Genomic DNA, 26,354 nt, shown 5'->3' with positions numbered 1-26,354 from the left:
CGTGGCCGCCGCCCCCGCCCAGATCGAATACGAAACCCGCAATCCCGCCCCGATGCAGGGCGCCGGCCAGCAGCTCGTCGTCGGCCAGGGCGCCGCCCAGCGCACGCTCCGTGGCGACGAGAAGGCGGCCGTGCTGATGCTCGCCCTCGGTCCCGATTACGGCAGGCCGATCTTCGACGAGCTCGACGAGCTTGAGATCAAAGCCCTCTCACGCGCCATGGTGCGGCTCGGCCCGATCACCCAGGAGATGCTCGACGACCTGATGATCGAGTTCGTCACCACCATCTCTTCGGCCGGCACCATCTCGGGCAACACCGACACCACCGAGCGACTGCTGCTCTCGTTTCTGCCGGCCGACCGCGTGGATTCCATCATGGAGGAGATCCGGGGACCGGCCGGGCGCAACATCTGGGAGAAGCTTTCCAACGTCCAGGAAGACGTGCTGGCCGCCTACCTCAAGAACGAATACCCGCAGACCGTAGCCGTCGTCCTCTCCAAGATCGCGCCGGACCATGCCAGCAAGGTGCTGGCCGTGCTGCCCGAGGAGCTGGCGATGGATGTCGTCCAGCGCATGCTGGGGCTCGATCCCGTGCAGAAGGAAATCCTCGAGAAGATCGAGGTGACGCTGCGCACCGAATTCATGTCGACCCTCTCGCACACCAAGCGCCGCGACAGCCATGAGCAGATGGCGGAGATCTTCAACTCCTTCGACCGCCAGACCGAAGCGCGCTTCATGACCAACCTGGAGGAGATGAACCGGGACGACGCCGAGCGGATCAAGGCGCTGATGTTCACCTTCGAGGACCTGACGCGCCTCGAGCCGTCCGCCATCCAGACGCTGCTCCAGCGCATGGACAAGCGCGAGCTCGCCCTCTGCCTCAAGGGCGCGAGCGAGGACATCCGCGACTTCTTCTTCGCCAACATGTCGGCGCGCGCGGCCAAGCTCCTGCGCGACGACATGGAAGCCATGGGCCCCGTCCGCCTCAAGGATGTCGACGAGGCGCAGGCGCGCATGGTCGCGACGGCCAAGGATCTCGCCGCCAAGGGCGAGATCATCATCCTCAAGACCAAAGCCGACGACCAGATGGTGGCCTGATAGATGGCGAGCCTCGCACGCTTCACCTTCGATCTCGACCTCGGCCAGCGTCCGACGGCCCCGCCTCCGGTCATGCCCGAGGACCTGGTGGCCCAGCTCGTGCGCCAGGCGCGCGAGGACGGCTATGCGCAAGGCCTGCGGGACGGCGAGGGCAACGCCACGACCATGGCCGCGCAGACCATCGCTTCGGCCGCCGCCGCGCTGGCCACCTCGATCGTCAGCATGACCGCCGCCCTTGACGATGCGCGCAAGGCCAACCGGGTGGAAGCGGTCAATCTCGCCGCCGCCGTCGGCCGCAAGCTCGCGGCGCACCTCGTCGCCCGCTATCCCGTCGCCGAGATCGAGGCGCTGATCGCCGAATGCATGGCATCCCTCGACGGCGTGCCGCATCTCGTCATCCGCTGCCACCCCGACATCGCCGACGCCGTGCGCGACGTCGCGACCGACCACATGACGACCTCCGGCTTTTCCGGCCGCCTCATCGTCATGGGAGACCCCGACCAGCGCCTCGGCGACGGCAGGCTGGAGTGGGTGGACGGGGGGCTCGTGCGCGACATCAACACGATCTCGCGCGAGATCGACCAACGCATTTCAGCCTATCTCGCCACCCGCGGGATCGGCCCGCAAGAGGAGAAAGAGGCATGAGCGCCGGCGAACCCAATGAATTCGACAGCGACGTGACCGCCCGCGAAGACATCAGCCTCGAGGAAATGGCCGCCACCATCGTGCGCGGCGGCCCCGAGCCGTACGCCGAAAAATCCGCCGCCGACCTCGAGGCGGTGTTCGACGTGCCGGTGCGCATCTCGGTCGTGCTCGGGCGCACCCGCATGCCCGTATCGGACCTCCTGCGCATGGATGTCGGCACCGTCATCGAGCTCGACCGGCAGGTCGGCGAGGCCGTCGAGATCTACATCAATGGTCGCCTCGTGGCGCGCGGCGAGATCGTTCTCGTCGAGAACCGCCTGGGCGTGACCATGACCGAAATCGTCAAGCCGCAGTAAGGGAGCCGCAGATGCGCCTGCTGATCGTTGGGGCCCTCGAAGGCCAGTTGAGTGAAGCGACCAAGCTCGCCATGCAGGGCGGCGCCAAGGTCGCGCACGCCCCATCGGTCGAGATTGCGCTGGCCGCGCTCCGCGCCGGGCGTGGCGCGGACCTGCTGCTCGTCGACGTGATGGCCGATATCGCCGGCCTCATCGCCGCCATGGAAGCCGAGCGCATCGTCGCGCCGGTCGTCGCCTGCGGCACCGAGACCAATGCGGCGGCCGCCGTCAACGCCATCCGCGCCGGGGCCAAGGAATACATCCCCCTGCCCCCGGATGCCGAGCTTATCGCCGCGGTGATCGCGGCGGTGGCGCGCGAAAGCCAGGATTTCCTCTTCCGCGATCCGGCGATGAGCCGGGTCGTGCAGATGGCCAGCCAGATCGCCGGCTCGGACGCGAGCGTCCTCATCACCGGCGAAAGCGGCACCGGCAAGGAGGTGATGGCCAAGCACATCCACGCCCACTCCAAGCGCGCCGGACGCCCGTTCATCTCCATCAACTGCGCCGCCATTCCCGAGGCGCTGCTTGAAAGCGAGCTCTTCGGTCACGAGAAGGGCGCTTTCACCGGCGCCGTCGCCCGCCGCATCGGCAAGTTCGAGGAAGCCTCGGGCGGCACGCTCCTGCTCGACGAAATCTCCGAGATGGATATCCGCCTGCAGGCCAAGCTCCTGCGCGCCATCCAGGAACGGCTGATCGACCGAGTGGGCGGCACGCGCCCGGTTCCGGTCGACATCCGTATCCTGGCCACCTCCAACCGCAACCTCGTCGAGGCTGTGCGCGAAGGCAGCTTCCGCGAAGACCTGCTTTTCCGCCTCAACGTCGTCAACCTCAGGCTCCCGCCCCTGCGCGAGCGCCCGGCCGACATCGCCGCGCTCGCCGAGCACTTCATCCTTAAATATTCGAAAGCCAACGGCCTGCCGTCGCGTCCGCTTTCGGCCACGGCCCGCGACGAACTGCTGCGCGCGCCCTGGCCCGGGAACGTGCGCGAACTGGAGAATACCCTCCATCGCGCGGTGCTGCTCGCCATCGGCGACGAGATCGGCCCCGAGGCGATCCTGATGCCCGACGGCAGCGGGCTTTCCCAGGTTACCCGGTCGCTTGCCTCCGACGTCGCCCAGACGGCAGCGGCCGTGACCCAGGGCCTTGTCGGGCGCACGGTCGCCGATGTCGAACGTCAGCTGATCCTCGACACTCTCGGCCACACGCTCGGCAACCGCACCCATGCGGCCAATATCCTCGGCATCTCCATCCGGACGCTGCGCAACAAGCTCAACCAGTATGCCGACGAGGGCACCTTCGTGCCCGAGCCCGGCGAGCGGCGCTCCGTGGCTTGAGGATGAAGACCGCAAGAACCCCGGTACGATCTAACCCAAGGTGCGAGCACCACGCATGACCGACACCTCCGCCGGGGGCCTGCGCCCCAAGTTCTCGCTGCCCAGCGTCATGAGCGTGGTCAACACGCTGCGCTCGGGCGACATCGCGCTCGCGACCGGCGTCATGGGGCTCATCGTCATCCTCATCCTGCCGATGCCGCCGCTGCTGCTCGATGCGCTGCTGGCCGTCTCGATCGTCTTCTCAGTGATGATCCTGATGACGGCGCTGTTCATTCAAAAGCCGCTGGAATTTTCGTCCTTTCCGACGGTGCTGCTCATCGCCACCATGCTGCGGCTGGGGCTCAACCTTGCCACGACCCGTCTCATCCTCGCTGAGGGCCACAACGGCACCGACGCCGCCGGTCACGTGATCGAAGCCTTCGGCAACTTCATCACGCGCGGTAACTTCGTCATCGGCGCGGTGGTGTTCATCATCCTGGTCATCGTCAACTTCATCGTCATCACCAAGGGCTCGGGCCGCATCGCCGAGGTCGCCGCGCGCTTCAACCTCGATGCCATGCCCGGCAAGCAGATGGCCATCGACGCCGATCTTTCGGCCGGCCTGATCGATGAAGCCGGCGCCAAGGCGCGCCGCGCCGAGCTCGAAGGCGAAAGCGCCTTCTTCGGCAACATGGACGGCGCATCGAAGTTCGTGCGCGGCGACGCCATCGCCGGCCTCATCATCACCTTCATCAACGTCGCCGCCGGCATGGTCATCGGCATGATGCAGGAGGGGCTTTCCTTCCAGGAAGCCGCCAACGTCTATACGCTCCTGACCATCGGCGACGGGCTCGTCTCGCAGATCCCCGCCCTCATCGTTTCGACGGCCGCGGGCATCCTCGTTTCCAAGTCCGGCGTCACCGGTTCGGCCGACAAGGCGCTCGGCCGCCAGTTCACCGGCTATCCCAAGGCTCTTGGCATGTCGTCGGCGGTGATGGCCTTGCTCGCCTTCCTGCCCGGCATGCCCTTCGCGCCGTTCATGGCCCTCTCCGGCGGCGTCGGATATCTCGCCTGGCGCGCCGCCCGCACCAATGCCGCCGCCCGCGCAACCGTCGAGGCCCAGGAAATTCAGGCCGCGGCCGCCCCCGCCGCGCCGCAGGAAGCACCGATCACAGACAGCCTCAAGATCGACGACCTGAAGCTCGAGCTCGGCTACGGCCTTCTGTCGCTGGTCAAGGAGGACGAGAGTGGCACCGATCGGCTGACCGAGCAGATCAAGGCGCTGCGTCGCCAGCTCGCGGCCGAACTCGGCTTCATCATGCCGCCGGTGCGCATCCTCGACAACATGCAGCTCGAGCCCAACGAGTACAAGGTGCGCATCAAGGAGGTCGAGGCCGGCACCGGCCAGATCTTCGCCAGCCAGCTGATGGTCATGGACCCGATGGGCCGCGAGATCACGCTGCCGGGCGTCCACACCATCGAGCCGACCTTCGGCCTTCCCGCCACCTGGATCGATTCGGCACTGCGCGACGAGGCGGAGATGCAGGGCCTCTCCATCATCGATCCCTCGACCGTCATCTCGACGCACCTGACGGAAGTGCTGAAGGCCAACGTCGCCGACCTCCTCTCCTATGCCAACGTGCAGTCCCTGCTCGCCGGCCTGTCCAAGGAGCAGCAGAAGCTGGTGGAAGACATCGTGCCGAGCCAGGTCACGGTCTCGGGCATCCAGCGCGTGCTGCAGGCGCTGCTGACCGAGCGCGTCTCGATCCGCGACCTGCCGACCATCCTCGAAGGTATCGCCGAGATCGCCGGCCCCGGCCGTTCCGCCCAGACCATCGCCGAGCACGTGCGCTCGCGCCTCTCGCGCCAGCTCTGCGCCGCCCAGCTCAATGCCGACGGCAACCTGCCGCTCGTCACCCTTTCCCCGCAATGGGAACGCGACTTCGCCGAGGCCATGACCGGCGAGGGCGAGAACCGGCATCTCGCCATGGCCCCGTCGCGGCTGCAGCAGTTCATCCATGCGGTGCAGGGCGCTTTCGAGAACGCCGCCCAGCAGGGCGAGATTCCGGTGCTCATCACCTCGCCCTCGATCCGCCCGCACGTGCGCGCCATCGTCGAGCGGTTCCGTCCGCAGACGACGGTGATGAGCCAAAACGAGGTGCATCCGCGCGTGCGCTTGAAGACCATCGGCAGCGTGTAGAGCTCGCAAGATAACCGCACGTTAAGCCGGACCGGCTAACCATGGGCGCGGGAGCCGTTTGGGCTCCCGCCCGGCGAGCAGCTGCAGTTGCTCGTCAGGCCCGTTTTTCAGGTTTGGTGCAACGCGCGCGATCGCAGGGGAGCAGGAACGCTCCTTTGCCGATGGCGGGGAACCGGCCCGGTGCAAGGCCGGCGCAACGATCCCACAGGGCTGGCAGATGCGCCGGCCGGCGCGCTCTACAGAAAGTTTGGGGACAGGATGCGCCTCATTATCGGTATCATCATCGTCGTCGTTTGTGTCCTGGGCGGCTACGCCGCCATGGGCGGACATCTGGAGATACTCTGGCAGCCCTATGAGGCCGTGATCATTCTGGGCGCCGCGCTCGGCGCCTTCGTCATCGGCAACAGCGGCGCCGTCCTTAAGCAGTCGCTCGGCATTTTCGGCACCCTTTTTCGCGGCCCGCGCTACGACAAGGCCGCCTATGTAGAGCTGCTGGGCTTGCAGTTCAGCCTCTTCAAGCTCGTCCAGGCCAAGGGCCTGCTCGCCCTCGAGCAGCACATCGAAAACCCCTACCAGTCGCCGCTCTTCCAGCGCTTCCCCACCTTCATCGCCAATCACCACGCCGTCGAGTTCATGTGCGACTACCTGCGCATGGTGACGCTCGGGACCAACAACGTCCACGAGATGGACGCGCTGATGGACGAAGAACTGGAGACCCACCACCAGGAGCGTGAGCGCCTCGTTTCGGCCGTGCAAGCGGTCGCCGACGGCACGCCTGCCCTCGGCATCGTCGCGGCGGTGCTCGGCGTCATCAAGACCATGGGCTCGATCACCGAGCCGCCGGAAGTGCTCGGCCACCTCATCGGCGGCGCGCTCGTCGGCACGTTCTTGGGCGTCTTCGTCGCCTACGGCTTCTTCGGTCCCATGGCCCAGTCGCTGCGCAACATCTACGACTCCGAGGCCAAGTACTTCCTCTCGATGAAGGTGGGGCTGCTCGCCCACATCTCCGGCTACCCGCCGGTCATGGCCATCGAGTTCGCCCGCAAGGCGCTGATGTCCGAGGTGCGCCCGACCTTCGCCGAGATCGACGAGGCGACCGCCAGCCTGCCGGCGGCAAGCTGAGACCAGGGATCAGACCATGGCGACCGACGACCAGCTCTTCGTCATCAAGAAAATCAAGAAGGCCGCTCACAAGCATCACGGTGGCGCCTGGAAGATCGCCTATGCCGACTTCGTGACGGCGATGATGGCCTTCTTCCTGCTGCTCTGGCTGATCAGCATGACGACGCCCGAGCAGAAGCAGGGCCTTGCCGATTATTTCGCCCCGCCCAACGTTGCCCCGACCACCAGCGGCGCCGGCGGCGTGATGGGCGGCACCGCCCTCGACGTCACCGGCGCGCAGATGGCCGGCTCCTCGCCCAACGTCAACCTGAGCGCCTCGCTCGCCCCCACATCCGCCGAGACCGGCGCGACCGACCGCGCCGCGGCCGGCAGCAACGGCACGGACGGGGCCGAGAACGACGCGGTCAAGGCCTCGCAGGTCGACCTGCGGTCGACCTATAGCGAAACCTTCCACGCCGCCGCCGCCAGCATCCGCCAGGCCTGGCAGGCCATGCCGGAGATCACCGAGATCGCCGACAATCTCATCGTGGAGGAAACCGAGGACGGCCTCGACATCCAGATCGTCGACCAGGAAGGCCGGCCGATGTTCCCGGAAGGCTCGAAATATCCGTTCGAGGCGACCCGCAAGGCCATCGCCGCCGTCGCCCCGATCTTGCAGCAGTTGCCCAACCAGGTGACCATCTCCGGGCACGTCGCCGCCGGCGGCACCTACAGCAATCCGCGCTATGGCGCCTGGGAGCTCTCGAGCGACCGCGCCAATGTCGTGCGCACCATTCTCGGGGAGTTCGGCCTCAGCGAGGACCATGTGCGCGCCGTTACGGGGCGGGCGACCTCCGAGCCGTTCTTCCCGAGCGACCCATATCTCTCGGCCAACGAGCGTATCAAGATCACCGTGCTTTACGAGGCGCCGCCTGTGCCGGCGGATATGCGGCCTTAATAAAAGGCCCCCTCACCCGGCGCTGCGCGCCGACCTCTCCCCGAGGGAGAGGTGAAGGGAACAGCAACCTGAGAGCCCGCCACCTCTCCCTTGGGGGAGAGGTCGGTCCCGTAGGGACCGGGTGAGGGGGCTTTCCTACTTCAATGCCCCATCCAGTGCCTTGGCAAAGCCGCCCGCATCCTGCTCGAAGCCGATGTGGTCGCCGGGAAAGCTGACAGGCTCAACCCTGAGCTTGCGCGCAAGCGCCTCCCCCATCTCGGCGATCGGCTGGCGCGCCGAACCTTCGCCGATGGCAACAACGATCTTCGGTTCGCCCGAGCGCAGCGCCGCGACGTCCGGCTCGTAGACCGAAAGCGGAATCATGCCGTGCGCCAGCCAGTATTCGAAATTGCCGGCGACGCGCGCAAACGTCTCCGCCGCTTCCGGAGGCATGTCGAACTCCGGCGGCGGTTCGTCGCCATCGAAACCTGCCATGCCGAAGAATTGCGCCATGGCGGCATCGACGCCCTCGCTCTTGTAGGTGTCGTAAAGCGCCTGATCGGCCGCCAGCGCTTCGGACGGATCGTCGAGCAGCATGATCGTCGGCGGTTCATGCGCAACGAGCGCCTTGACGAGGTGCGGGTGGCGGGCCGCAAGGTTGAGCCCGATCTGCGCGCCCCCGCTGGTGCCGAAGACATAAGCCGGGCCTGCGCCTGCCGCCTCGATTAACCGCGCCGCATCGTCGCCCTGGACATCGAGGTCGAGGTCGCCCAGCTCGCCCTCGACGCTCGTGCGGGAATTGCCGCGCGGATCGTAGGTAACGACGGTATACCGGTCGGCCAGCAGTTCGGCGAGCTCGGCGAAGACACCCGCATCTTGAGGTCCGCCAGGAATGATGAGGAGCACGGGGCCGCTGCCGCGTTTCTCGTGGTAGATGCGCGCGCCCGGTACTTCGAGCATGGACGACGTAGCGGAATTGGTCATGGCTGTCTCTCCTGTTGCATGCCGCGCGGCGGGCGGGCCGCCATCGGGTTCGTTCGTCTGCGCCATGCCGGCCGCCAGGCCGCACAGCATCGCACCGGCCGCGAGCGCGGCCAGCAGTGTCGGCTTCGACATTTTCCGATCCTCAGGACATTGGGTGAGCGGCAGTCACGGGCTGCCGATGGTCAGCCTGTTGCCTTCGCTGTCGCGGAACTCGGCGACAATGCGCCCGGGCTGCCACGGCGCCTCCTGCGGCTCGGTGATGATCTCGACGCCGCCCGCGCGCAGCTTCTCGATGATCCCCGCCACATCGTCATCGACCAGGACTATGGTCGGCTCCTCGGCGGGCGTATCGTCCTTGCGCCGCACGAAGTGGAGCGTCGTGCGCGCATCGGGAAACTTCATCTCGATCCACCGCCACCCGTCCTTGCCCATCGGCGCATCGGCGGCGGCCGTGCAACCGAAGTGCCGAGTGTAGAAAGCCTTGGCCCGATCCTGGTCGAATACGGGAAGCTCGGCGAACTGAACGTGCATGATGATCCTCCTCGTCACAATCTCGTTCTGATCAAACTAGACGGTCTAGTACTTCACTTGCAGAAAACTAGACTGTCCAGTACACTTCTGTCAACCGGGAATCGGCGACGGTGAAGTTCGGCCGGTCGATCGTGAGAAAATCCACGCAAACGTGGCACAAAATTAGACAAAAATGGCAGCGTGGGACTGGATGAAGGGCACACCGGAGACACAAGCGGAAGGAGCCGGCGATGGCCGCTCGGCGCGCAAGCGCCAGGCAATCCTGGCGGCCGCCACCGACGTCTTCCTGCGGGACGGCTATCTCGGCACCAGCATGGACGAGATCGCAGCGCTTTCCGGCGTTTCCAAGCAGACGGTCTACAAGCACTTCTCGAGCAAGGAGGCGCTCTTCATCGAGATCGTCACCAGCATGACCAACGAGACCGGCGACGCGGTGCACAACGAGATGCCCGACATCGCCGGCGGCGATCTGGCCAGGTACCTCGAAAGCTACGCCTATCTCCAGCTCTCGATCGTCCTCACCCCGCGCGTCATGCAGCTGCGTCGGCTGGTCATCGGCGAAGTCGCGCGCTTTCCCGAGCTCGCACAGGTGCTCTATGAGCGTGGCCCACAGCGCGCATTGGGCATTCTTTCAAGTATGTTCGAGCGCCTCGCCGAACGCGGCCAACTCGAGATCGGCGATCCCCGGATTGCCGCCGAGCACTTCAACTGGCTGGTGATGTCCGGCCCGCTCAACCGTGCGATGCTGCTCGGGGACGAGGCCATCCCCAAGCCCGCGGAGCTGCGCCGCTATGCGGCCGAAGGCGTGCGGGTATTCCTCGCCGCCTATGGAACCGCCCGCTGAGCCCCTGCCCTATTCGCTGAGGGCACCGGGTCCGGGAATGGCACGGGCCGGCACCTTGCCGACGATGATCATGCCTAGAACCTCGTCTTTCGTGACGTCCTCGGTGCGAGCCGTGCCGACCACCTTGCCGTTCTTCATCACCACGAGACGGTCGGCCAGATCGAACACATCATGGATATCGTGGCTGATGAGGAAGATGCCGATGCCCTCGGACTTCAATTGCTTGATGAGATCGCCGACCTGCGCCGTCTCCTGGGGCCCCAGCGCCGCGGTCGGCTCATCCATGATGAGGATGCGTGCATTGAAGAGAATGGCCCGGGCGATGGCGACCGACTGGCGCTGCCCGCCCGAGAGCGCCTTCACCGGCTCCTTGAAGCGGCGGAAATTCGGATTGAGCCGGCCCATCACCTCACGCGCCTTCGATTCCATGGCCGCGTCATCGAGCGTGCCGATGGGGGTCGTAAGCTCCCGCCCGAGAAAGAGATTGGCCGCCGCATCGACATTGTCGGCCACGGCGAGGGTCTGGTAGATCGTCTCGATGCCGTAGGCCTTGGCATCGCGCGGATTGTTGATCGTCGCTTCCTCGCCATTGATGCGGATGATGCCCGTGTCGCGCTTGTAGGCGCCCGACAGGATCTTGATCAGCGTCGACTTGCCCGCCCCGTTGTGGCCGAGGAGCCCCACGACCTCGCCCGGATAAAGGTCGACCGAAGCCCGCTCGACCGCATGGATGCCGCCGAACGAGATCGAGATGTCGGTCATCTCGACGAGCGGTGTCTTGCTGTCCAACATCAGCGAAATCCTTAAGCCTTGTTGCGCCGGTAGAGCGTGTCGAGCCAGACGGCGAGGACGAGAACGAGGCCGACGACGATGCTCTGCAGGGGGCTGTCGAGCCCCATCAGCACCATGCCGGACTGCAGCGACTGCATGACGAGCGCCCCGAGCACGGCGCCTGCGATCGTGCCGACCCCGCCCGAAAGCGAGGTGCCGCCGATGACCGCCGCCGCGATGACGTAGAGCTCGTCGAGCGTGCCCAGCGCATTGGTCGCCGCATTGAGCCGCGCCGACGATATCGAGGCGGCGATGGCGCAGAGCGCGCCCATCAGCATGAAGATCTTGACCGTCACCCAGCGCGTGTTGATGCCGGCGAGGTCCGCCGCCTCCGGGTTGCCGCCCATGGCAAAGACGTAGCGCCCGAAGCGGGTGCGCATCGCGATGAAGGTCATGACGACCGCCACCGCCAGCGCGATGAGCACCGGAATGGCGATGCCGTGCGAGATGAAGAGCCCGCTCTCCGGCACCGGAATGCCGCTCGCCTCGGCGAAACGCTCGGCGATCCGCACCGGCCAGGGATAGGAGTTGGCGACGGCTACGGCGGCGAGGGTGAGGCCGCAGCCGATAACCCCCAGCGCCACCTCCGCCCAAACCGGGCGCAGCGGGAAGTTGAAGCGGCGGCGCTGCCGGCGGCCGAGGTAAAGCATGGCGACGATGCCGAGGCCGACGAGCCCCGCGACCACCCAACTCCAAAAGGCTCCGATCGATCCCGCCGGTCCGCCGCCCATCAGCTGGAAGCGCGAGTCGAGGGGCGCGACGGTGCGCCCTGCCGTCACCCACCAGGCAGCGCCCCGCCAGACGAGATAGCCGCCGAGCGTCACGATGAAGGCCGGCACCTTGAGATAGGCGATGATGACGCCCTGGAGCGCCCCGATGCCGACGCCGACCGCCAGGCCAACGGCGAGCGCGATGACCCAGATCATCGGATGGCCGAATCCCAATCCCAGCTGGCTCGGCAGGATTTCGGTCTGCACCACCCCCATGACCATGGCGACGAGCCCAAGGATGGAGCCGACCGACAGGTCGATGTTGCGCGAAACGATGACGAGCACCATGCCGGTGACCATCACCGCCACCGACGCCGTCTGCACCGAAAGGTTCCAGAGATTGCGCGGGGTGAGGAACAGCCCGCCCGAAAAGATGTTGAACCCGACCCAGATGATGATGAGCGCCCCGACCATGCCGAGGAGGCGGGTGTCGAGTTCCGTGGCGGCCAGGAACCGCTTCAATGGGCTATGGGCCCCGCCGCCGGAACGGGCAGCCGTCAGTATGGCGTTGTGTTCGCTCATCTCTTCCCCCGTCGCTTCCCGGCGCGACGCGCGCCGTCGCATGGGGTGCCGCAGCATGTGCCGCGGCACCCTGGAAGCGACTATACGCTCATTCCCTGGATCAATCGCAGGCCGCGACGCTGCCCGCCGCGACGCCCTGGCAGACCACGTCCTTGGAGACCCAGCCGGCGTCGATGACGACGTTGAGGTTGTCCTGCGTGACCGGCACCGGCGCCAGCAGCACCGCGTTCATCTCGACCCCGTTGGGCCCGTCCGAGAACGTGGTCGCGCCCTCGACGGCATCGAGCGCCGTGCCTTCGGCGAGCGCCAGCGCGATCTCGCCAGCCTTCTTGCCGAGCTCGCGCGCATCCTTCCAGACCGAGACGGTCTGCGTGCCGAGCGCGATGCGGTTGAGCGCCGCATGGTCGCCGTCCTGTCCCGAGACCGGCACCGAGCCGGCGAGACCCTGCGCCGCCAGCGCCGCGATGGCGCCGCCTGCTGTGCCGTCGTTGGAGGCGACGACCGCGTCGACCTCGTTGTTGTTGGCGGTCAGGAACTGCTCCATGTTGGCCTGCGCCACTTCCGGGTTCCAGTTGTCGGTGTAGGCTTCGCCCACGTTGACGATGGCGCCGGAATCGATCGCCGCCTGCAGCACTTCCATCTGCCCCTCGAAGAGGAAATCGGCATTGGGGTCGGCCGAATTGCCCTTGATGAAGACGTAGTTGCCCTCCGGCTGCACGTCGAACACCGCCTGCGCCTGCATGCGGCCGACTTCCTTGTTGTCGAAGGTGAGGTAGAACGCGTCCGGGTTCTCGATGAGGCGATCGTAGCCGACGACGGGAATGCCTTCGGCAACAGCGGAGGCGACCGCCGGGCCGATGGCGTCGCTGTCCTGCGCAAGGATGATGAGCGCGTCCGCGCCCTGCGCGATGAGGCTCTCGATATCGGTCAGCTGCTTGGAGGCCGACGACTGTGCGTCCGCCGAGATGTAGCGGGCGCCCGCAGCGTCGAGCACGGCCCTGATCGCGGCTTCGTCCGTCTTCCAGCGTTCCTCCTGGAAGTTGTTCCAGGAAACGCCAACCACCACTTCGTCCTGGGCAACGGCAAACCCGGCCGCGCCGAAGAGCGCGGTCGTGCCGAGCAGGACCGTCAGTAAAGTTTTCATCTGTTCCTCCCAAAGGGCATGATCGCCCCATCCGCGATGCTCATCCGCTCCTTTGACGGGAGCATCGTCTCGAGCATTAATTTCGATGCTCGAAAAAAGAACTGGCATGCCGCCCGTTCCTCTGTCAACGTCATTTGCGAACCTCGAAATGAACCCGGTCATCCTATAGGGTGACGCCGTTTCAACCTTCGCCTCCCGGTGCCTGCCTTGATTCGTGCGGTAAGCGACAGCGACAGCATAAGGCGCCAGAACCGCGCGCTGGTGCTTGCAACGTTGCGACGGTGCGGACCGCTGGCGCGCACCAACCTTGCCGCCGAGACCGGCCTCAGCCACGCCTCGATCACCGCCATCAGCCAGGACATGCTGGCCCAGGGAGTGCTGACGGAGCTGCGCGAGGACGGCAGCGACCCGATGCGCATCCGCGGCCGGCCGGCGGTACGGATCGGGTTCAACCGCCTTGCCGGAAGCGTCGTCCTCATAGAGCTCGAGGTCAACCGGACCCAGTTCTCGCTCGTCGACTATGGCGGCACGCTGATCGACCGGTTCGAACTGCCCCTGCGCCCGGACGAGTTCCGCGATGTGGCCCCCGCCGATTTCATCGCCGGCCAGCTCGCCCTGCTGCGGGAGCGCAACCGGCGCGAGATGCGCGCGCTCCTGGCCATCGCCATCTCCGTGCAGGGCATCCTCGACCGCGACGGCGGGCACCTCAAATGGTCGCCCATCGCGCATCTTGCCGACCGGCCGATAGCCGAGGACGTCGCCGCCGCGTTCCGCGTGCCGGTGACGCTCCACAAGCGCGGCCGGCTCCTGGCCGAAGGCTCGCGCTGGCTCGATCCGGACCTACGCGACGCGAGCGTTGCCACCGTCTTCATCGGCTCGACCGTCGCCATGGGCCTGACCTTCCGCGGCGAGACCATCGGGCGCGGCAACGAGGGCGCCACCGAGTTCGGCCACATGAACCACCTGCCAGGTGGCGCGCTCTGCCGGTGCGGCGCACGCGGCTGCATCGAGGCCTATGCGGCCGACTACGCGATCCTGCGCGCCGCCTATTCCGTGCCCGAGACCGCCCCGCCCGCCGCCTCGGTTCCGGCGAGCCAGTACGAGGGCCTCATTGCGCGGGCCGGGGCCGGCGACCGCAACACGCGCCACGCGTTCAACATGGCCGGCCGCGCCATCGGCTACGGCCTTTCCCGCGTGATCTCGCTGTTCGACGCGACCCATGTGCGCATCGTTGGTCCGGGTGCGCGCGCCTACCACCTGATGCGCGCCGAGATCGAGGCGGCTCTCGCCGCCTCCCTCGTCGGGCGTATCGCCGGCCTGCCCGCCATTGCCCCGCAGATCGACGAGAAGAACGCGGTCTTCCGCGGCCTGATGATGAAGACGCTGATGCGCCTCGACGAGGAGCACTTCGCGAGCCTGCCCAGCGCTGCCGCGACCGCTTGATCGGCGGGGACGGGCGTGGCACCAATGCAGCCCTCATGACAATGCCCGCCGATATCGTCGTCCTCGCAGTTCCCGTATTCTCCACCCTCTGCAACGCCGCCTTCCGCCTGCGCCGGGAGGTGTTCGTCATCGAGCAGCACGTGCCCGAGGAGATCGAACATGATGCCGACGATCTGACCGCGACCCATTTCGTCGCCATCGCCGCTGGCGAGGTCGTGGGGACGCTGCGCGTCGTTTTCAAGCCTGAGCACGCCAAGATCGGGCGGGTGGCAGTCGATCGCGACCATCGTGGCCACGGCATCGCCAGGGCCATGATGCTGGCCGCAATGGATCACTGCCGGCAGCAGGGCGTCGACCGCTTCTATCTGGCCGCGCAGACCGACAAGCTCGGCTTCTATGAAAAACTCGGGTTCACCGCCTTCGGCGACGAGTTCATGGATGCCGGCATCCCCCACCGGTCGATGCGCACATACACGCAAGACGACTGACGCGGTTAACCATTTAGCAACCCGTTAACCGCGCCGGCGACCGTCGCGTGCGCCGCCATCGAGGCTCCGCTAAGGTCTTCCACGATCCGGGTCCGCGCACCGCGCGGCCCGTTCCAATGATACCGCCGGGGAGGCGGAGAAGGCCGGGGCCGAAGGGCGCCGGCCTTTTCAATTGGCCGGGCCATCCCGATCATTTTGGAAGCTATCCCACTGCCGGGGAACGTCTGAGCCCTTCTGGCGTTGACGATACATGACAGGCCGCGCGGCACTCCACCGGCAAGCGTTGCGCCGCACGGCCCTGTTCAAGCAATGAACCAACGGAGTCTACAATGATCCGCACCCTTTTGACCACCACCGCGCTGGCGGCGCTGCTGGGAACCGCCGTGATTGCCCAGGATGCGCCGACAACGCCAGAGGCGCCCGCGACCGAGGACCCGGCCGCTCCGGCCGATCCTGCGGCACCCGCCGATCCTGCCGCACCGGCTGACCCGGCTGCACCTGCCGATCCCGCAGCGCCGGCCGACGATGCCGCTGCTCCCACCGAGGACCTGACGGAGGGCGAGGAGGTCGAAGCCGGCGCGGCTGAGACCACCGAGGTCGACGAGCCCTGGGACATCTCGGAAGGTTATACGGTCGCCGACAGCGATAACGTTGCGACTGCCCTGATCGGCCAGCCTGTCTATTCGTCTTCGGGCGACGACGCCGAGAACATCGGCAATGTCAGCGATCTCGTCTTCTCCGAGGACGGGCAGATCCAGGCCGTCGTCATCGGCGTCGGCGGGTTCCTCGGCATCGGCGAGAAACGGGTTGCGGCCGACTTCGACGCGCTCGAGTTCACCGTAGCAGCCGACAACACCGAACGCTGGGTGCTGGCGACCACTGCCGAGGCGCTCGAGGCTGCTCCCGAGTTCGTCTGGGCCGAGGATGAGCCGGTCGATCCGGCTGCTCCGGCCGACGGCATGGCGCCTGCCGCCCCTGCCGATGGCATGGCGCCCGCCGATCCGGCGGCCCCGGCGGCACCCGCTGCGCCACAATAGGAACATGCGAGCGCGGGTCCCTCTGCCCCGCGCTCGCCCCATGCGTACCCTCCGGCTGCCATCTCGGCGGCCGGATGCTTGTTGAGAAGGTGACCATGTTGAACAAATCGATCACCGCCCTGGTGCTGGCCGCGCTGATCGCCCCGACCGCTACCGCCCAGCAGCCGACACCGTCCGCGCCTTCCAATCTCGAGCGCGAGCGCACCGAACTCGATGCAGTGGGACTGACGCCCCCCACCATCCTTTCCGAGGGCCATACGCTGGCCGCGGGCGAGATCATGGCGCTCGATTTCTTCGGGCGCAGCATCTATGCGAGCGAGGACCAGGATGCCGAGATCATCGGCACGATCGAGGACCTAGTCATCAGCCCGTCCGGTTCGATCGCCAGCGTCATCCTCGATGTCGGCAGCTATCTCGGCGATCCGGGGCGCAGCATCGCCGTCGATTTCCAGATTCTCGTGCCGACAGAGATGCCGGATGGAGAGACGCGCTGGGTGCTGGAAACCACCCCCGAGGCGCTCAGCGCCGCGCCGCCCTTCCAGCGCCCGCAGGAGAACGCGAATTGAGCCGGTGGCGCATCATGCGCAACCGGGTCATGGCCTGAAGGCGTGGAACCAGAAGTTCAGCGGCGCAGGCGCAGGCGCCCGATCTCGTCGTAGGCGGCCTGCTCGTTCTTGGCCTCTTCGGCTGCATCGCGCTGGTTTTCGCGCTGATCGAGAAGCTCGACCTTCTTCAGGTCCTCGATCGCCTCGGCGAGCTCATCCTGGGCGACCTCGAGCTTTTCCCGCATGTCATGGGCGGAAGCGAGCAAATTGTCCCGGCGCTGCGAAGCGGCCTTGGCGAAGGTCGAATAGGCGAAATGGGCGACGTCCGAGATGCCCGTCTTCTGGTGTTCGATTTCGATCTGCTGATCGAGCTCGGCGGCCATGCGCTCGAAGTCGGTGGCCATCATCTCGATCTGCGCCACCTGGCGGCGCTTCTCGTCGACCTGGAATTTCTTGAGCCGGATCAGGCTCTCGCTGCGCGACTTCACGACCTGTACTCCCTACACATCAAGTCAAACCCGGACCGTCGGCTCCCCTTCAGTCCTCCGGACCCGCGTCCGCCGTTCCGGCCACGATCGCCTCGAGCTGCACATAGCTCTCGGAGATTGTCGTCGTCTCTTCCCGCTCCTGGCCCAAAAAAGCCTCGAACGCGGGATAGAGGGCGATCGCCTGGTCCACCTTCGGATCTGACCCTTTCCGGTAAGCCCCCAGCCGGATCAGTTCCTCCATGTCGGCATAGACCGACATGAACTCGCGCGCTTTTGCCAGGACCGGCCGCATCTGCGGCGGAACACACCCGGGCATGGTGCGCGAGATGGACCGGAGCACATTGACCGCGGGGTAACGTCCCCGCTCGGCAATGCCGCGCTCCATCACGATGTGCCCATCGAGAATGCCGCGCACGGCGTCCGCTATGGGCTCATTGTGATCATCACCTTCCACCAAAACGGTAAATAAGCCGGTAACGGAACCGGTAGACTGCGTGCCGGGTCCCGCACGCTCGAGCAACCGCGGCAGCTCGGTGAAGACCGTGGGCGGGTAGCCCTTGGCCGTCGGCGGCTCTCCGATCGCCAGCCCGATCTCGCGCTGGGCCATGGCAAAGCGCGTGAGGCTGTCCATCATGCAGAGGACGCGCCGGCCCCGGTCGCGGAAATATTCGGAGAGCGTCAACGTCAGGTACGCAGCCTGCCGGCGCATCAGCGCCGCCTCGTCGGAGGTGGCGACGACGACGACGACGCGCTTGATGCCCTCCTCGCCCAGATACTCCTGCACGAACTCCTGCACCTCGCGGCCGCGCTCGCCGATGAGGCCGATGACCGCGACGTCGACATCCGTGTTGCGCGCCAGCATCGACATCAGCACCGACTTGCCGACGCCCGAGCCCGCAAATATCCCCATGCGCTGACCCTCGCACATGGTGGTGAAGGTGTTGAGGGCTCGCACGCCGAGGTCCACCGGCTCGCCGACCCGCACCCGGTCGTGCGCCGCCAACGGATCGGCGCGCAGGCCATAGGGCAGCGATCCCGCCGGCAGCGGCCCCTTGCCGTCGATCGGCTCGCCATTGGCATCGATCACCCGGCCGAGCCAGCCTTCGGACGGATAGACCTCGCCCGCGTGGCGCTGGAACACCGCCTTGCAGCCAAGCCTGACGCCCGAGAGCTGCCCGAAAGGCAGGCAGAGCGCATGTCCATCGCGGAATCCGATGATCTCGCAGGAGAGCAATGTCCCGCCGGCCGTCTCGACGCAAACGCGCCCGCCGACCTTGAGCTCGCGGACGGGGCCGACGATCTCGATCAGCAGGCCCTGCACGGACTTGACCCGCCCGAACACCTCGACATCGTCGATGGCATCGATGGCCGAGATCAAGGCTTTCATGGCGTTGGAGGCTCCGTGCCGGCTTGGAATGGTAGGGGCTTGCGTTCCACGAATCGCAAATGCGAATCACACGGTAACCGAACGTTAAGCAAAAAGCGCTAATGGCAGTTTTGGCGAAGTTTTTTCCGCCGCGCGCCTCGGCGCATCCTTTCCCCTCCCCGCCCCGGAATGCTTGAGTCGACAGAGTCGGTTGTCACCAACTCTTAAACTAATTTCTTAAGAAGAATTCTGGCGTAATATCCATGTTTTTCAATGTGTTATCATTAATCAGGGTTACCGCCGATTGCGTATTGCGGATCAGAATTAAACTTTGTTAACTATTTGGGCTTAGGGTTGCGTCATACCCAGTAGGGTTGGAAGCGAGGCGGCGTCCCGGATGCCCCGCCTCGCCGGGTTCCAGCAGGAACGGTTTGGCAAGGGGATAATAATGCGGGTACTCCTTATTGAGGACGACAGCGCGACTGCGCAAAGCATCGAGCTGATGCTCAAGTCCGAGAGCTTCAACGTCTATACCACCGACCTCGGCGAGGAAGGCGTGGACCTCGGCAAGCTCTACGACTACGACATCATCCTTCTCGACCTGAACCTGCCCGACATGAGCGGCTACGAGGTGCTGCGGACCCTGCGCGTCGCCAAGGTGCAGACGCCGATCCTCATCCTCTCCGGCCTCGCCGGCATCGAGGACAAGGTTCGCGGCCTCGGGTTCGGCGCCGACGACTACATGACCAAGCCCTTCCACAAGGACGAGCTGGTGGCCCGCATCCACGCCATCGTCCGCCGCTCGAAGGGCCACGCCCAGTCGGTCATCCAGACCGGCGACCTCAACGTCAACCTCGACACCAAGACGGTCGAGGTCATGGGCCAGCGCGTGCATCTGACCGGCAAGGAATATCAGATGCTCGAGCTCCTCTCCTTGCGTAAGGGCACGACGCTGACCAAGGAGATGTTCCTCAACCATCTCTATGGCGGCATGGACGAGCCGGAACTCAAGATCATCGACGTCTTCATCTGCAAGCTGCGCAAGAAGCTTTCCGTCGCCACCGGCGGCAAGAACTACATCGAGACCGTCTGGGGCCGCGGCTATGTGCTGCGTGAGCCCGACGAGACCGAAATGGCCGAAAGCGCCTGATCCCTCGTTCCGACCGGATTTCAGCAAGCCCCGTGCGACCGTCGCGCGGGGCTTTTGCTTTTTTCCGGAATCTTGGAGCGGATTTGTCGAATGCAGCCGATGATGCTCGTCGTCTAGGCGAACGTGCAGGCGAGGACCTGCATGAAATTCCGAGGAGACAACGACATGTTCCGTTCCATCATCATCGCCGGAGCCCTGCTGATGACCACGTCCGCCTTCGCCCAGTCCGAGACCGCCGGGGAGACCGTCGAGGTCAACGGCATGCAGATGTACTACGAGATCCATGGCGAGGGCGAACCGCTGATCGTCCTGCACGGCGCCTACATGAACATCCCGACGATGGGCGAGATCATCCCGATGCTCGCCGAGAGCCGCCAGGTGATCGCCCTCGAGTTCCAGGGCCATGGGCGGACCACCGACATCGACCGGCCGATCACCTATCCCAACCTCGCCGACGACGTTGCCGCGTTCATGGATGCCATCGGCATCGAGAAGGCCGACGTCTTCGGCTATTCGATGGGCGCGGCTGCCGGCCTGCAGTTCGCCATCCGCCATCCCGAAAAGATCGATCAGCTCGTCGCCGCCTCCGTCGCCTACGACGCCGAGGGCTGGCAGCCGGCGTTCCGCGAGTTCATCCCGCAGATGGCGCCCGAGATGTTCGTCGGCACCCCGATGGAGGACGAATACCGCAAGCTCGCGGCCGATCCGGAAGGCTTCCCGGCGCTCGTCGACAAGCTCATTGCACTCGAGCACGAGCCGATGGCCTGGGAGGAGGACGTCAAGCAGCTGAAGGCGCCCGTGCTCATCATCGCCGGCGATGCGGACGTGTCGACCCTCGAGCACAATGTCGAGCTCTTCCGGCTGCTGGGCGGCGGCGGTATGGGCGACATGGGCGTGCCGCTGCCCGCCTCGCGCCTCGCCGTGCTGCCGGCGACCTCGCACACCGCGGTCATCAGCCAGCCCGAACTGCTGCACGCGCTGATCGAGCCCTTCCTCAAGGGTGAGACGCCCAAGTCGTTCATGGGTATGTAAGTCTATGATAACCTTGAGGAAGCGACCTCAGGCCGCTTCCTCGAACTTGGCTTCCAGCAAGGCCCGGTCGAAGGGCTTGAACATGTAGTCGTCGGCGCCCGCCTTCATCGCCATGGCGATCTGGCCGACGTCGTTCTCGATGGTGCAATAAACGACCCGCGGCTTCTCGCCGCCCACATAAGCCCGCAGCGCCTTGAGGAACTCCAGCCCGCCCATGATCGGCATGTTCCAGTCGAGCAGGATCGCGTCCGGCATCTCGCGCCGGCATTTGTCGTAGGCTTCCTGCCCGTCCTCCGCCTCGTCGACGGCGTAATCCAGATCCTCGAGGATGCGGCGCGCAACCTTGCGCACGACGCTCGAGTCATCGACGATGAGGCAGGACTTCATGGGACCGCACCCGGCTGGCAAATCGGAGCGATTATCGCCACAAACGGCTACGGAATGGTTAGCAAAATGCTAGCCGTTAGCGCGCGGCTTGGCAGTGAAAACGAACTTTTCGTCCTCGATGCCGATCTTGATCTCCATGCCGGTCATGCGCGCCAGGAGCCCGGTATAGAACGGCTGGATGCCGCGTGCGTCGACCCCCTCCTCGGGAGCCCCGGAAAGAAGTTCGGCCGCGCCCGACGGTACCAGCGTCTTCTGCCGCTTCTCCGGATCGCTGTGGGAGGTGAACTCGAAGACCTCCTTGCCGGCCTCGCCGCTGATCCTGGCCGTGACGTGGCCGCCGCGCGGCACGGAGCCCGCCGCGATCAGCAGCATGTTCATGAAGAGCTTGGCCTTGAGCTTGGGCAGGAGGATGAGCGGAGCCTGCCAGTCGAGATCGGCCTTCTCGATCTCGAAGAGGAGCCGCGCCACGCGCTCGCATTCGCGCGTGTCGATGTCGGTGCCCGCTGTCGAGGACGCACCATAGGCGAGCCGGGCGAACTCGAGCTTGGCGCGCGACTGCTTGGCGGCGCTGGCGATGAGCTCGCGCGCGCCGTCGGCCATGTCCGTCTGGTTGGGATCGCCCAGAACCTCGAGCCCGTTGCCGATGGCCCCGATCGGATTGATGAGGTCGTGGCAGACCCGCGAGCACAGCATGGCGGCCAGATCCGTTGCGTTGAGCTCGATGATGTCGGCCATGAGGGTGCTCCTAGAGAATCAATCCGCCAACATTAGCCGGATCGGACTGTCAGGCAATCGAGCCCGCGGACTATCGGGCCGAGAGTTGCGCGGAGAGCGACTGCCAGTGCGCCTCCCCGTCGAGCGCCGCCTGGTCGGGGGCCAAGAGGAACGCTTCCCGGTTGGCGGGCGAATAGAAGAAATAGAGGCGCTGCTTGAAGACGGTGTAGATGCGCGGATTTCCCTGGGAAAGATAGCCGCGCGCCACCCCCATGGCCCCGTGACCGCCATATTGAGGCGCATAGATCTCAGGCGAGCGACGGAAAACCTCGAGATTGGCGGCGCTGGCGAAATGCCAGGGCACGCCGGCCCAGACATACTCGAAATCGCCGCGCCCCATCTGCGGCGTGCGCTCGGTGAAATAGGAAACCGGATCGTACCCGCCGATGGCGATGCCGGTCAGCGGATCGGTGACGATGGTGGTGACGAGCGAGGCGGCGCCTGCGGTTCCGGCCGCCCCCAAAAGCGGCAGAACCAAGGCGAGCATGGTTAAGAATTGTTTAGAGATTTGCTTCATCATGTCGGCGATGATCGGCGCGCAGAGGTTCGATTTGGGGCAATCCGAGCCTAGCGCGACAACCTTAAGGTCGTCGTAACGCGCCGCAACTGCGAGCCAGTGGAGACAAACGAACCATGATCAAGCGCCTTGCCCCCCTATTCATGTTGTTGGTCGCCCTCTTTGCGCCGGTGGCCGCGACTGCCCAGAGCGGCGGTTCGCTGAGCGACACCTATTCGGGCGAAGACCTCGTCACCGCCGGCGGCGAATTCTTCGGCTCGGCGGCGCAGGGCCTCGCGTCCGTCGTCGAGCGGGCGGTCAGCCAGATGGGCCTGCCCAACGGTTATATCCTCGGCGAGGAAGGCGGCGGCGCGCTCTTTGCCGGCGCCCGCTACGGCGAAGGCAGGCTCTATACCCGCAACGCCGGCGAGATGCCCGTCTTCTGGCAAGGCCCGAGCGTCGGCCTCGACATCGGCGGCGCCGGCTCGAAAGTCATGATGCTGGTCTACAATCTTTCGACCGTCCAGGACGTTTTCGGCCGTTTCCCGGGCGTCGATGGCTCGGCCTATATCGTGGGCGGCTTCGGCATGACCGTCATCAAGGACAGGAACGTGGTGATGGTGCCGATCCGCTCCGGCGTCGGTGCGCGGCTGGGCATCAATGTGGGCTACCTCAAGTTCACCCCCGAGCCGACCTGGAACCCGTTCTGAGCGATCACCATTTTTTCAATGGTGAAAGCCGCCTGTGGACGCCACGACGCGCCGGCGGCCTTGGCACGGCGATGAAATAAGCGCTATTTGTCGGCTTAAGGCGCGCGTATCGACGCCGAAAGGGCTGGAGAGGCCGGTTGGCCGGCCGATGCTGGGTATGCTCATCGAGAACGTCATGTACTTCGCCCTCGGGGCGCTGGTGACCGCCCTTCTGGCGCTGATCGTGCTGCCCGCCGTCTGGCGGCGCGCGGTCCGCCTGACCCGCCGCCGGATCGAGGCGGCGACCCCCATGACCATGGCGGAGCTGCGCGCCGACAAGGACCAGCTGCGCGCCCAGTTCGCCCTGACGACGCGTCGGCTCGAAATGCAGGTGGAGCAGCTTCGCGGCAAGCTCGCCGAACAGTTGAGCGAGGCCGGCACGCGCGAGACCGATCTCGCCGGCATCCGGGCCGAGCGCGGGAAACACGCCGAGATCACCCGGGAACTGGAAACGCGCGTGGCGGACCTGCGCGCACGCGTCGCCGAGTACGAGCGTGAGACGGCCGACCTTGCCCAGCGGTTGCGCATACGCGATCGCGACGTGGCGGCGAGGGTAGCCGAGCTCGCGCAGTTGCGCGCGGCGCTGGCCGCCGACCTGCCGGAAGCGACTGGCGATGCGGTGCGGGAGCTTTCGGGCGACTACGACGAGGATACGGGACGGCTCGCCGCGAGCCTCGCCATCGAACGCAAGCGCGCGCGGTTCCTCGAAGAGCAGGCGACGGCGCTGATCGAGCGGCTCGAATCCACCAACCGCCGCAGCGAGCGGGCCGCCGCGATCGCCGAGATGCGCCGCGCGCTCGCTCGGCCCAACGGCAAGCCAGACGCCGACGAACTGGTCGCCGCCGAGGCCACCATCGCCAGCGCCGAAACGCGGCTCAACGCCCTCCTTGCGGAAACGGGAAAATTCGCCGAGCGACCGCTGGCCGAGACCCTCAACCTCGAAGAGCAGCTCGGCGTGCTGCGCGCCCGCATCGACAACATCGAGAGCACGGTGCTTGCAGACTGGGCCGAGGGGCGCGCCGACAAGACGGCCCTGCGCGAGCAGCTCGGCGACATCGCCGCGGACGTCAGCCGCATCGTCTATGCGGCTGAAGGCCAGGATCCGGCGCGCGAAGAAGAAAGCCTCTTCGATCGCGTGCAACGCTTCGCCGACGACGGCGTCAAGGTCGACACCCTGCCCGCCAAGCCCGCGCGCTCGGCAAGGCCGCCCAAGACGCAGGGCAAGCTTTCCGACCGCATGGCGGCACTGAGCGAGATCCTCGGAAGCTGAGGGCTCCTCTTCCCTTCTCCCTTTGTGGGGAGGTGGCGCGAAGCGCTGGAAATGCGCCCGACGCCCTACTCCGCCTCCAACCCGATCTGGCGGATGAGGTCCCCGCTCGCGGGATCGTAGAGTGCCAGCACCGTTTGTCCGCCGACCCGGTAGGTGACGTTGATCGCCCCATCGGCAACGAGCGAGGAGACGATCTCGGCTCCGGCCGGAAGCGTCACCACCTCGGCCACGGCCGGCGGGGGAGCGTCGCGCATGACGCGATAGACAAGGGCGAAGGCAATCGCCATAAAGCCCAGCAACAGAATGCCGACAGACACACCGAACGAGCGCCGCGCGCGCTTGAGCACCGCCTGCGCCTCGGGGGTGAGCGCCTCTGGCTTGGTTTCGGAAGCGCGGCTGTCGGTGGAAGGATCGCTCATGCAGGAACTGCCCGTTGAAGAGATGGAAGTCGAGGTCGTGATCGACGGCGAGACCGCCGGCGCGCGGCTCGATGCGGTTCTTGCCAAAGCCCACGACCTTTTGAGCCGCAGCCGCATCAAGGATCTGATCCTCGAAGGCGCCGTGACCATCGGCGGCAAGACCGTCGATGAGCCCAATTATCGTGTGAAGGCCGGCGAGACAATCGTTCTTGTCGCCCCGCCACCGGAAGACTCCGCCCCAAAGCCCGAGGCAATCCCGCTCGACGTGCTCTACGAGGACCAGTACCTCATCGTCGTCGACAAGCCGGCCGGCATGGTGGTGCACCCGGCGCCCGGCAGCCCCGGCGGCACCCTGGTCAATGCGCTGCTCCACCATTGCGGCGACAGCCTGCCGGGCATCAACGGGGTGAAGCGTCCCGGCATCGTCCACCGGCTGGACAAGGACACCTCGGGCGTCATGGTCGTCGCCAAGACCGAGCGGGCGATGCGCAAGCTCGCCGCCCAGTTCGCCGACCATGGCCGCACAGGCCCCCTCCACCGCGCCTATATCGCCTATGCCTGGGGGTTCACGCAGACTGCGACCGGCACGGTCGACGCCCCGCTCGGGCGTGACCAACACAACAGGCTGAAGCAGGCCGTGCGTCGCGACGGGCGCGAAGCCATCACCCATTACGCGGTAGAAGCGCGGTTCGGCGAGGAGGGCTGGGACGTCACCCGGCTGCGCTGCGAGCTGGAAACGGGCCGCACCCACCAGATCCGCGTGCACATGACCCATATCGGCCACCCGCTCGTGGCCGACCCCGTCTATGCACCCGGGTTTGCAACCAAGATCAATCGCCTGCCGCAGGAAGCCCAGGAGGCGATCCGCGCGTTGGGGCGCCAGGCCTTGCACGCAGCCGAACTCGGATTCGAGCATCCGGCGACCGGTGAGGAGATGATGTTCGAAAGTCCCTTGCCGGCAGACCTGCAGGCGCTGGACGATGCGCTGGCGCCGTATGATCGCTCGCTACCGGGACGGGGGTGACGCTGAGGGGGGCGCGGCGCTGCTCCCCTCCCCCGAGGCAGGGGCTGAGGGTCCATCGGTGGCTTACTGAACCACCCCCACCCTCAATCCCTCTCCACAAGGGGAGGGAGGCGGATGGTGCTGGTGGCACGTACCTGCCCTACCCACGGCTGTCATCCCGGCGAAAGCCGGGACCCAGTAAACGGCGCGGGTGCGGTTTTGAACGGAGATTCCCGCTTGTGTGGGAGTAATCCGTGAGATGGTGGGGCGGCGCGCGAGAGCCGGCAAGCCAGTGTGTACTGGGTCTCGGCTTTCGCCGGGATGACAGCCGGTGGGTAGGGATAAACAGTGCCCCTCAACTTGATTTCCGGCTTTCGCCGGGTGGCAGGCGGCG

28 protein-coding genes are annotated in these 26,354 nt (G+C 66.1%); 17 read left to right on the top strand and 11 right to left on the bottom strand.

All coding sequences use genetic code 11. The annotated features are described in order from the left end of the window. The first annotated feature begins 52 nt into the window (after nt 1–52). The 7 genes from fliG (at nt 53) to VE25_RS06650 (ending at nt 7,708) form a co-directional block, all read left to right on the top strand. Entirely contained in the window at nt 53–1,096 is a 1,044-nt protein-coding gene (gene fliG, locus VE25_RS06680; protein WP_046107874.1) for a flagellar motor switch protein FliG, read from the top strand. Between the two features lie 3 nt (nt 1,097–1,099). Next, complete coding sequence (locus VE25_RS21725) at nt 1,100–1,741, top strand: FliH/SctL family protein (protein ID WP_052731778.1); 642 nt, start codon at nt 1,100–1,102, stop codon at nt 1,739–1,741. A gap of 65 nt (nt 1,742–1,806) precedes the next feature. Continuing rightward, entirely contained in the window at nt 1,807–2,097 is a 291-nt protein-coding gene (gene fliN / locus VE25_RS06670) for a flagellar motor switch protein FliN (RefSeq protein ID WP_152664536.1), read from the top strand. A gap of 11 nt (nt 2,098–2,108) precedes the next feature. After that, the gene (gene flbD, locus VE25_RS06665) at nt 2,109–3,470 is read left to right on the top strand and encodes a sigma-54-dependent transcriptional regulator FlbD (protein ID WP_046107807.1); all 1,362 of its coding nucleotides are present in this window, start codon (nt 2,109–2,111) and stop codon (nt 3,468–3,470) included. 55 nt (nt 3,471–3,525) lie between these two features. Continuing rightward, nucleotides 3,526–5,649, top strand: a complete 2,124-nt coding sequence (flhA, locus tag VE25_RS06660; protein WP_052731777.1) for a flagellar biosynthesis protein FlhA — start codon at nt 3,526–3,528, stop codon at nt 5,647–5,649. A 258-nt stretch (nt 5,650–5,907) separates the two neighbouring features. After that, on the top strand, nt 5,908–6,771 hold the full coding sequence (gene motA, locus VE25_RS06655) for a flagellar motor stator protein MotA (RefSeq protein WP_046107870.1): 864 nt from the start codon (nt 5,908–5,910) through the stop codon (nt 6,769–6,771). A 16-nt stretch (nt 6,772–6,787) separates the two neighbouring features. After that, nucleotides 6,788–7,708 (top strand): flagellar motor protein MotB, encoded by a 921-nt coding sequence (locus tag VE25_RS06650; protein ID WP_046107806.1) that lies wholly within the window; start codon nt 6,788–6,790, stop codon nt 7,706–7,708. Nucleotides 7,709–7,843: 135 nt separating this feature from the next. Here VE25_RS06650 and VE25_RS06645 read toward each other — a convergent pair whose 3' ends face one another. Together VE25_RS06645 and VE25_RS06640 are read right to left on the bottom strand one after the other, a co-directional pair. Then, nucleotides 7,844–8,803, bottom strand: a complete 960-nt coding sequence (locus VE25_RS06645; protein ID WP_244466874.1) for an alpha/beta fold hydrolase — start codon at nt 8,801–8,803, stop codon at nt 7,844–7,846. Between the two features lie 33 nt (nt 8,804–8,836). Next, nucleotides 8,837–9,202, bottom strand: coding sequence for a VOC family protein (locus VE25_RS06640; RefSeq protein WP_046107805.1), 366 nt, complete (start codon nt 9,200–9,202; stop codon nt 8,837–8,839). Nucleotides 9,203–9,392: 190 nt separating this feature from the next. Here VE25_RS06640 and VE25_RS06635 point away from each other — a divergent pair, with 190 nt between their 5' ends. Then, the gene (locus tag VE25_RS06635) at nt 9,393–10,046 is read left to right on the top strand and encodes a TetR/AcrR family transcriptional regulator (RefSeq protein WP_046107804.1); all 654 of its coding nucleotides are present in this window, start codon (nt 9,393–9,395) and stop codon (nt 10,044–10,046) included. Nucleotides 10,047–10,055: 9 nt separating this feature from the next. On the opposite strand, the gene VE25_RS06630 is transcribed toward VE25_RS06635, so the two are convergent. The 3 genes from VE25_RS06630 to xylF form a co-directional block, all read right to left on the bottom strand. Next, the gene (locus VE25_RS06630) at nt 10,056–10,838 is read right to left on the bottom strand and encodes an ATP-binding cassette domain-containing protein (RefSeq protein ID WP_046107803.1); all 783 of its coding nucleotides are present in this window, start codon (nt 10,836–10,838) and stop codon (nt 10,056–10,058) included. A gap of 11 nt (nt 10,839–10,849) precedes the next feature. After that, nucleotides 10,850–12,169 carry a sugar ABC transporter permease gene (locus tag VE25_RS06625; protein WP_046107802.1) on the bottom strand — a complete coding sequence of 440 codons (1,320 nt, stop codon included), beginning with the start codon at nt 12,167–12,169 and terminating at the stop codon, nt 10,850–10,852. A 100-nt stretch (nt 12,170–12,269) separates the two neighbouring features. After that, the gene (xylF, locus tag VE25_RS06620) at nt 12,270–13,313 is read right to left on the bottom strand and encodes a D-xylose ABC transporter substrate-binding protein (RefSeq protein WP_046107801.1); all 1,044 of its coding nucleotides are present in this window, start codon (nt 13,311–13,313) and stop codon (nt 12,270–12,272) included. A 207-nt stretch (nt 13,314–13,520) separates the two neighbouring features. Between xylF and VE25_RS06615 the strand changes: the two genes are divergently transcribed. From VE25_RS06615 to VE25_RS06600, 4 genes are all read left to right on the top strand, one after another. Beyond that, on the top strand, nt 13,521–14,756 hold the full coding sequence (locus VE25_RS06615) for an ROK family protein (RefSeq protein WP_152664530.1): 1,236 nt from the start codon (nt 13,521–13,523) through the stop codon (nt 14,754–14,756). 41 nt (nt 14,757–14,797) lie between these two features. Continuing rightward, entirely contained in the window at nt 14,798–15,244 is a 447-nt protein-coding gene (locus VE25_RS06610) for a GNAT family N-acetyltransferase (protein ID WP_046107799.1), read from the top strand. A gap of 329 nt (nt 15,245–15,573) precedes the next feature. Beyond that, nucleotides 15,574–16,281, top strand: a complete 708-nt coding sequence (locus VE25_RS06605) for a PRC-barrel domain-containing protein (RefSeq protein ID WP_052731776.1) — start codon at nt 15,574–15,576, stop codon at nt 16,279–16,281. Nucleotides 16,282–16,376: 95 nt separating this feature from the next. Beyond that, the gene (locus tag VE25_RS06600; protein ID WP_160299957.1) at nt 16,377–16,847 is read left to right on the top strand and encodes a PRC-barrel domain-containing protein; all 471 of its coding nucleotides are present in this window, start codon (nt 16,377–16,379) and stop codon (nt 16,845–16,847) included. Nucleotides 16,848–16,903: 56 nt separating this feature from the next. Here VE25_RS06600 and fliJ read toward each other — a convergent pair whose 3' ends face one another. Both fliJ and fliI read right to left on the bottom strand, forming a co-directional pair. Beyond that, nucleotides 16,904–17,314, bottom strand: coding sequence for a flagellar export protein FliJ (gene fliJ, locus VE25_RS06595; protein WP_046107797.1), 411 nt, complete (start codon nt 17,312–17,314; stop codon nt 16,904–16,906). A 49-nt stretch (nt 17,315–17,363) separates the two neighbouring features. Further along, nucleotides 17,364–18,701, bottom strand: coding sequence for a flagellar protein export ATPase FliI (gene fliI, locus VE25_RS06590; RefSeq protein ID WP_046107796.1), 1,338 nt, complete (start codon nt 18,699–18,701; stop codon nt 17,364–17,366). 427 nt (nt 18,702–19,128) lie between these two features. Here fliI and ctrA point away from each other — a divergent pair, with 427 nt between their 5' ends. Further along, nucleotides 19,129–19,830: a response regulator transcription factor CtrA gene (gene ctrA, locus VE25_RS06585; protein WP_046107795.1), complete on the top strand. Its 702-nt coding sequence runs from the start codon at nt 19,129–19,131 to the stop codon at nt 19,828–19,830. A 165-nt stretch (nt 19,831–19,995) separates the two neighbouring features. Continuing rightward, on the top strand, nt 19,996–20,862 hold the full coding sequence (locus VE25_RS06580) for an alpha/beta fold hydrolase (protein WP_046107794.1): 867 nt from the start codon (nt 19,996–19,998) through the stop codon (nt 20,860–20,862). Between the two features lie 27 nt (nt 20,863–20,889). On the opposite strand, the gene VE25_RS06575 is transcribed toward VE25_RS06580, so the two are convergent. From VE25_RS06575 to VE25_RS06565, 3 genes are all read right to left on the bottom strand, one after another. Then, nucleotides 20,890–21,249, bottom strand: a complete 360-nt coding sequence (locus tag VE25_RS06575) for a response regulator (protein WP_046107793.1) — start codon at nt 21,247–21,249, stop codon at nt 20,890–20,892. 69 nt (nt 21,250–21,318) lie between these two features. Next, complete coding sequence (gene chpT / locus VE25_RS06570) at nt 21,319–21,984, bottom strand: histidine phosphotransferase ChpT (protein WP_046107792.1); 666 nt, start codon at nt 21,982–21,984, stop codon at nt 21,319–21,321. 70 nt (nt 21,985–22,054) lie between these two features. Further along, on the bottom strand, nt 22,055–22,510 hold the full coding sequence (locus VE25_RS06565; RefSeq protein ID WP_046107791.1) for a YHS domain-containing (seleno)protein: 456 nt from the start codon (nt 22,508–22,510) through the stop codon (nt 22,055–22,057). A gap of 146 nt (nt 22,511–22,656) precedes the next feature. On the opposite strand from VE25_RS06565, the gene VE25_RS06560 reads away from it, so the two are divergent. Both VE25_RS06560 and VE25_RS06555 read left to right on the top strand, forming a co-directional pair. Further along, on the top strand, nt 22,657–23,229 hold the full coding sequence (locus VE25_RS06560; RefSeq protein ID WP_046107790.1) for a DUF1134 domain-containing protein: 573 nt from the start codon (nt 22,657–22,659) through the stop codon (nt 23,227–23,229). Between the two features lie 148 nt (nt 23,230–23,377). Then, nucleotides 23,378–24,538: a hypothetical protein gene (locus tag VE25_RS06555; RefSeq protein ID WP_046107789.1), complete on the top strand. Its 1,161-nt coding sequence runs from the start codon at nt 23,378–23,380 to the stop codon at nt 24,536–24,538. Nucleotides 24,539–24,603: 65 nt separating this feature from the next. Here the strand turns inward: VE25_RS06555 and VE25_RS06550 are convergent, their stop codons facing one another. Next, the gene (locus VE25_RS06550; RefSeq protein ID WP_046107788.1) at nt 24,604–24,957 is read right to left on the bottom strand and encodes a DUF6476 family protein; all 354 of its coding nucleotides are present in this window, start codon (nt 24,955–24,957) and stop codon (nt 24,604–24,606) included. On the opposite strand from VE25_RS06550, the gene VE25_RS06545 reads away from it, so the two are divergent. Further along, nucleotides 24,956–25,981 (top strand): RluA family pseudouridine synthase, encoded by a 1,026-nt coding sequence (locus VE25_RS06545; RefSeq protein WP_046107787.1) that lies wholly within the window; start codon nt 24,956–24,958, stop codon nt 25,979–25,981. The genes VE25_RS06550 and VE25_RS06545 overlap by 2 nt on opposite strands. Nucleotides 25,982–26,354 lie beyond the last annotated feature (373 nt).

Source organism: Devosia geojensis, from assembly GCF_000969415.1.
Taxonomy (GTDB): Bacteria; Pseudomonadota; Alphaproteobacteria; order Rhizobiales; family Devosiaceae; genus Devosia; species Devosia geojensis.
The sequence above is the reverse complement of the archived record's forward strand: the minus strand, read 5'-3'. Positions and strand labels throughout refer to the sequence as shown.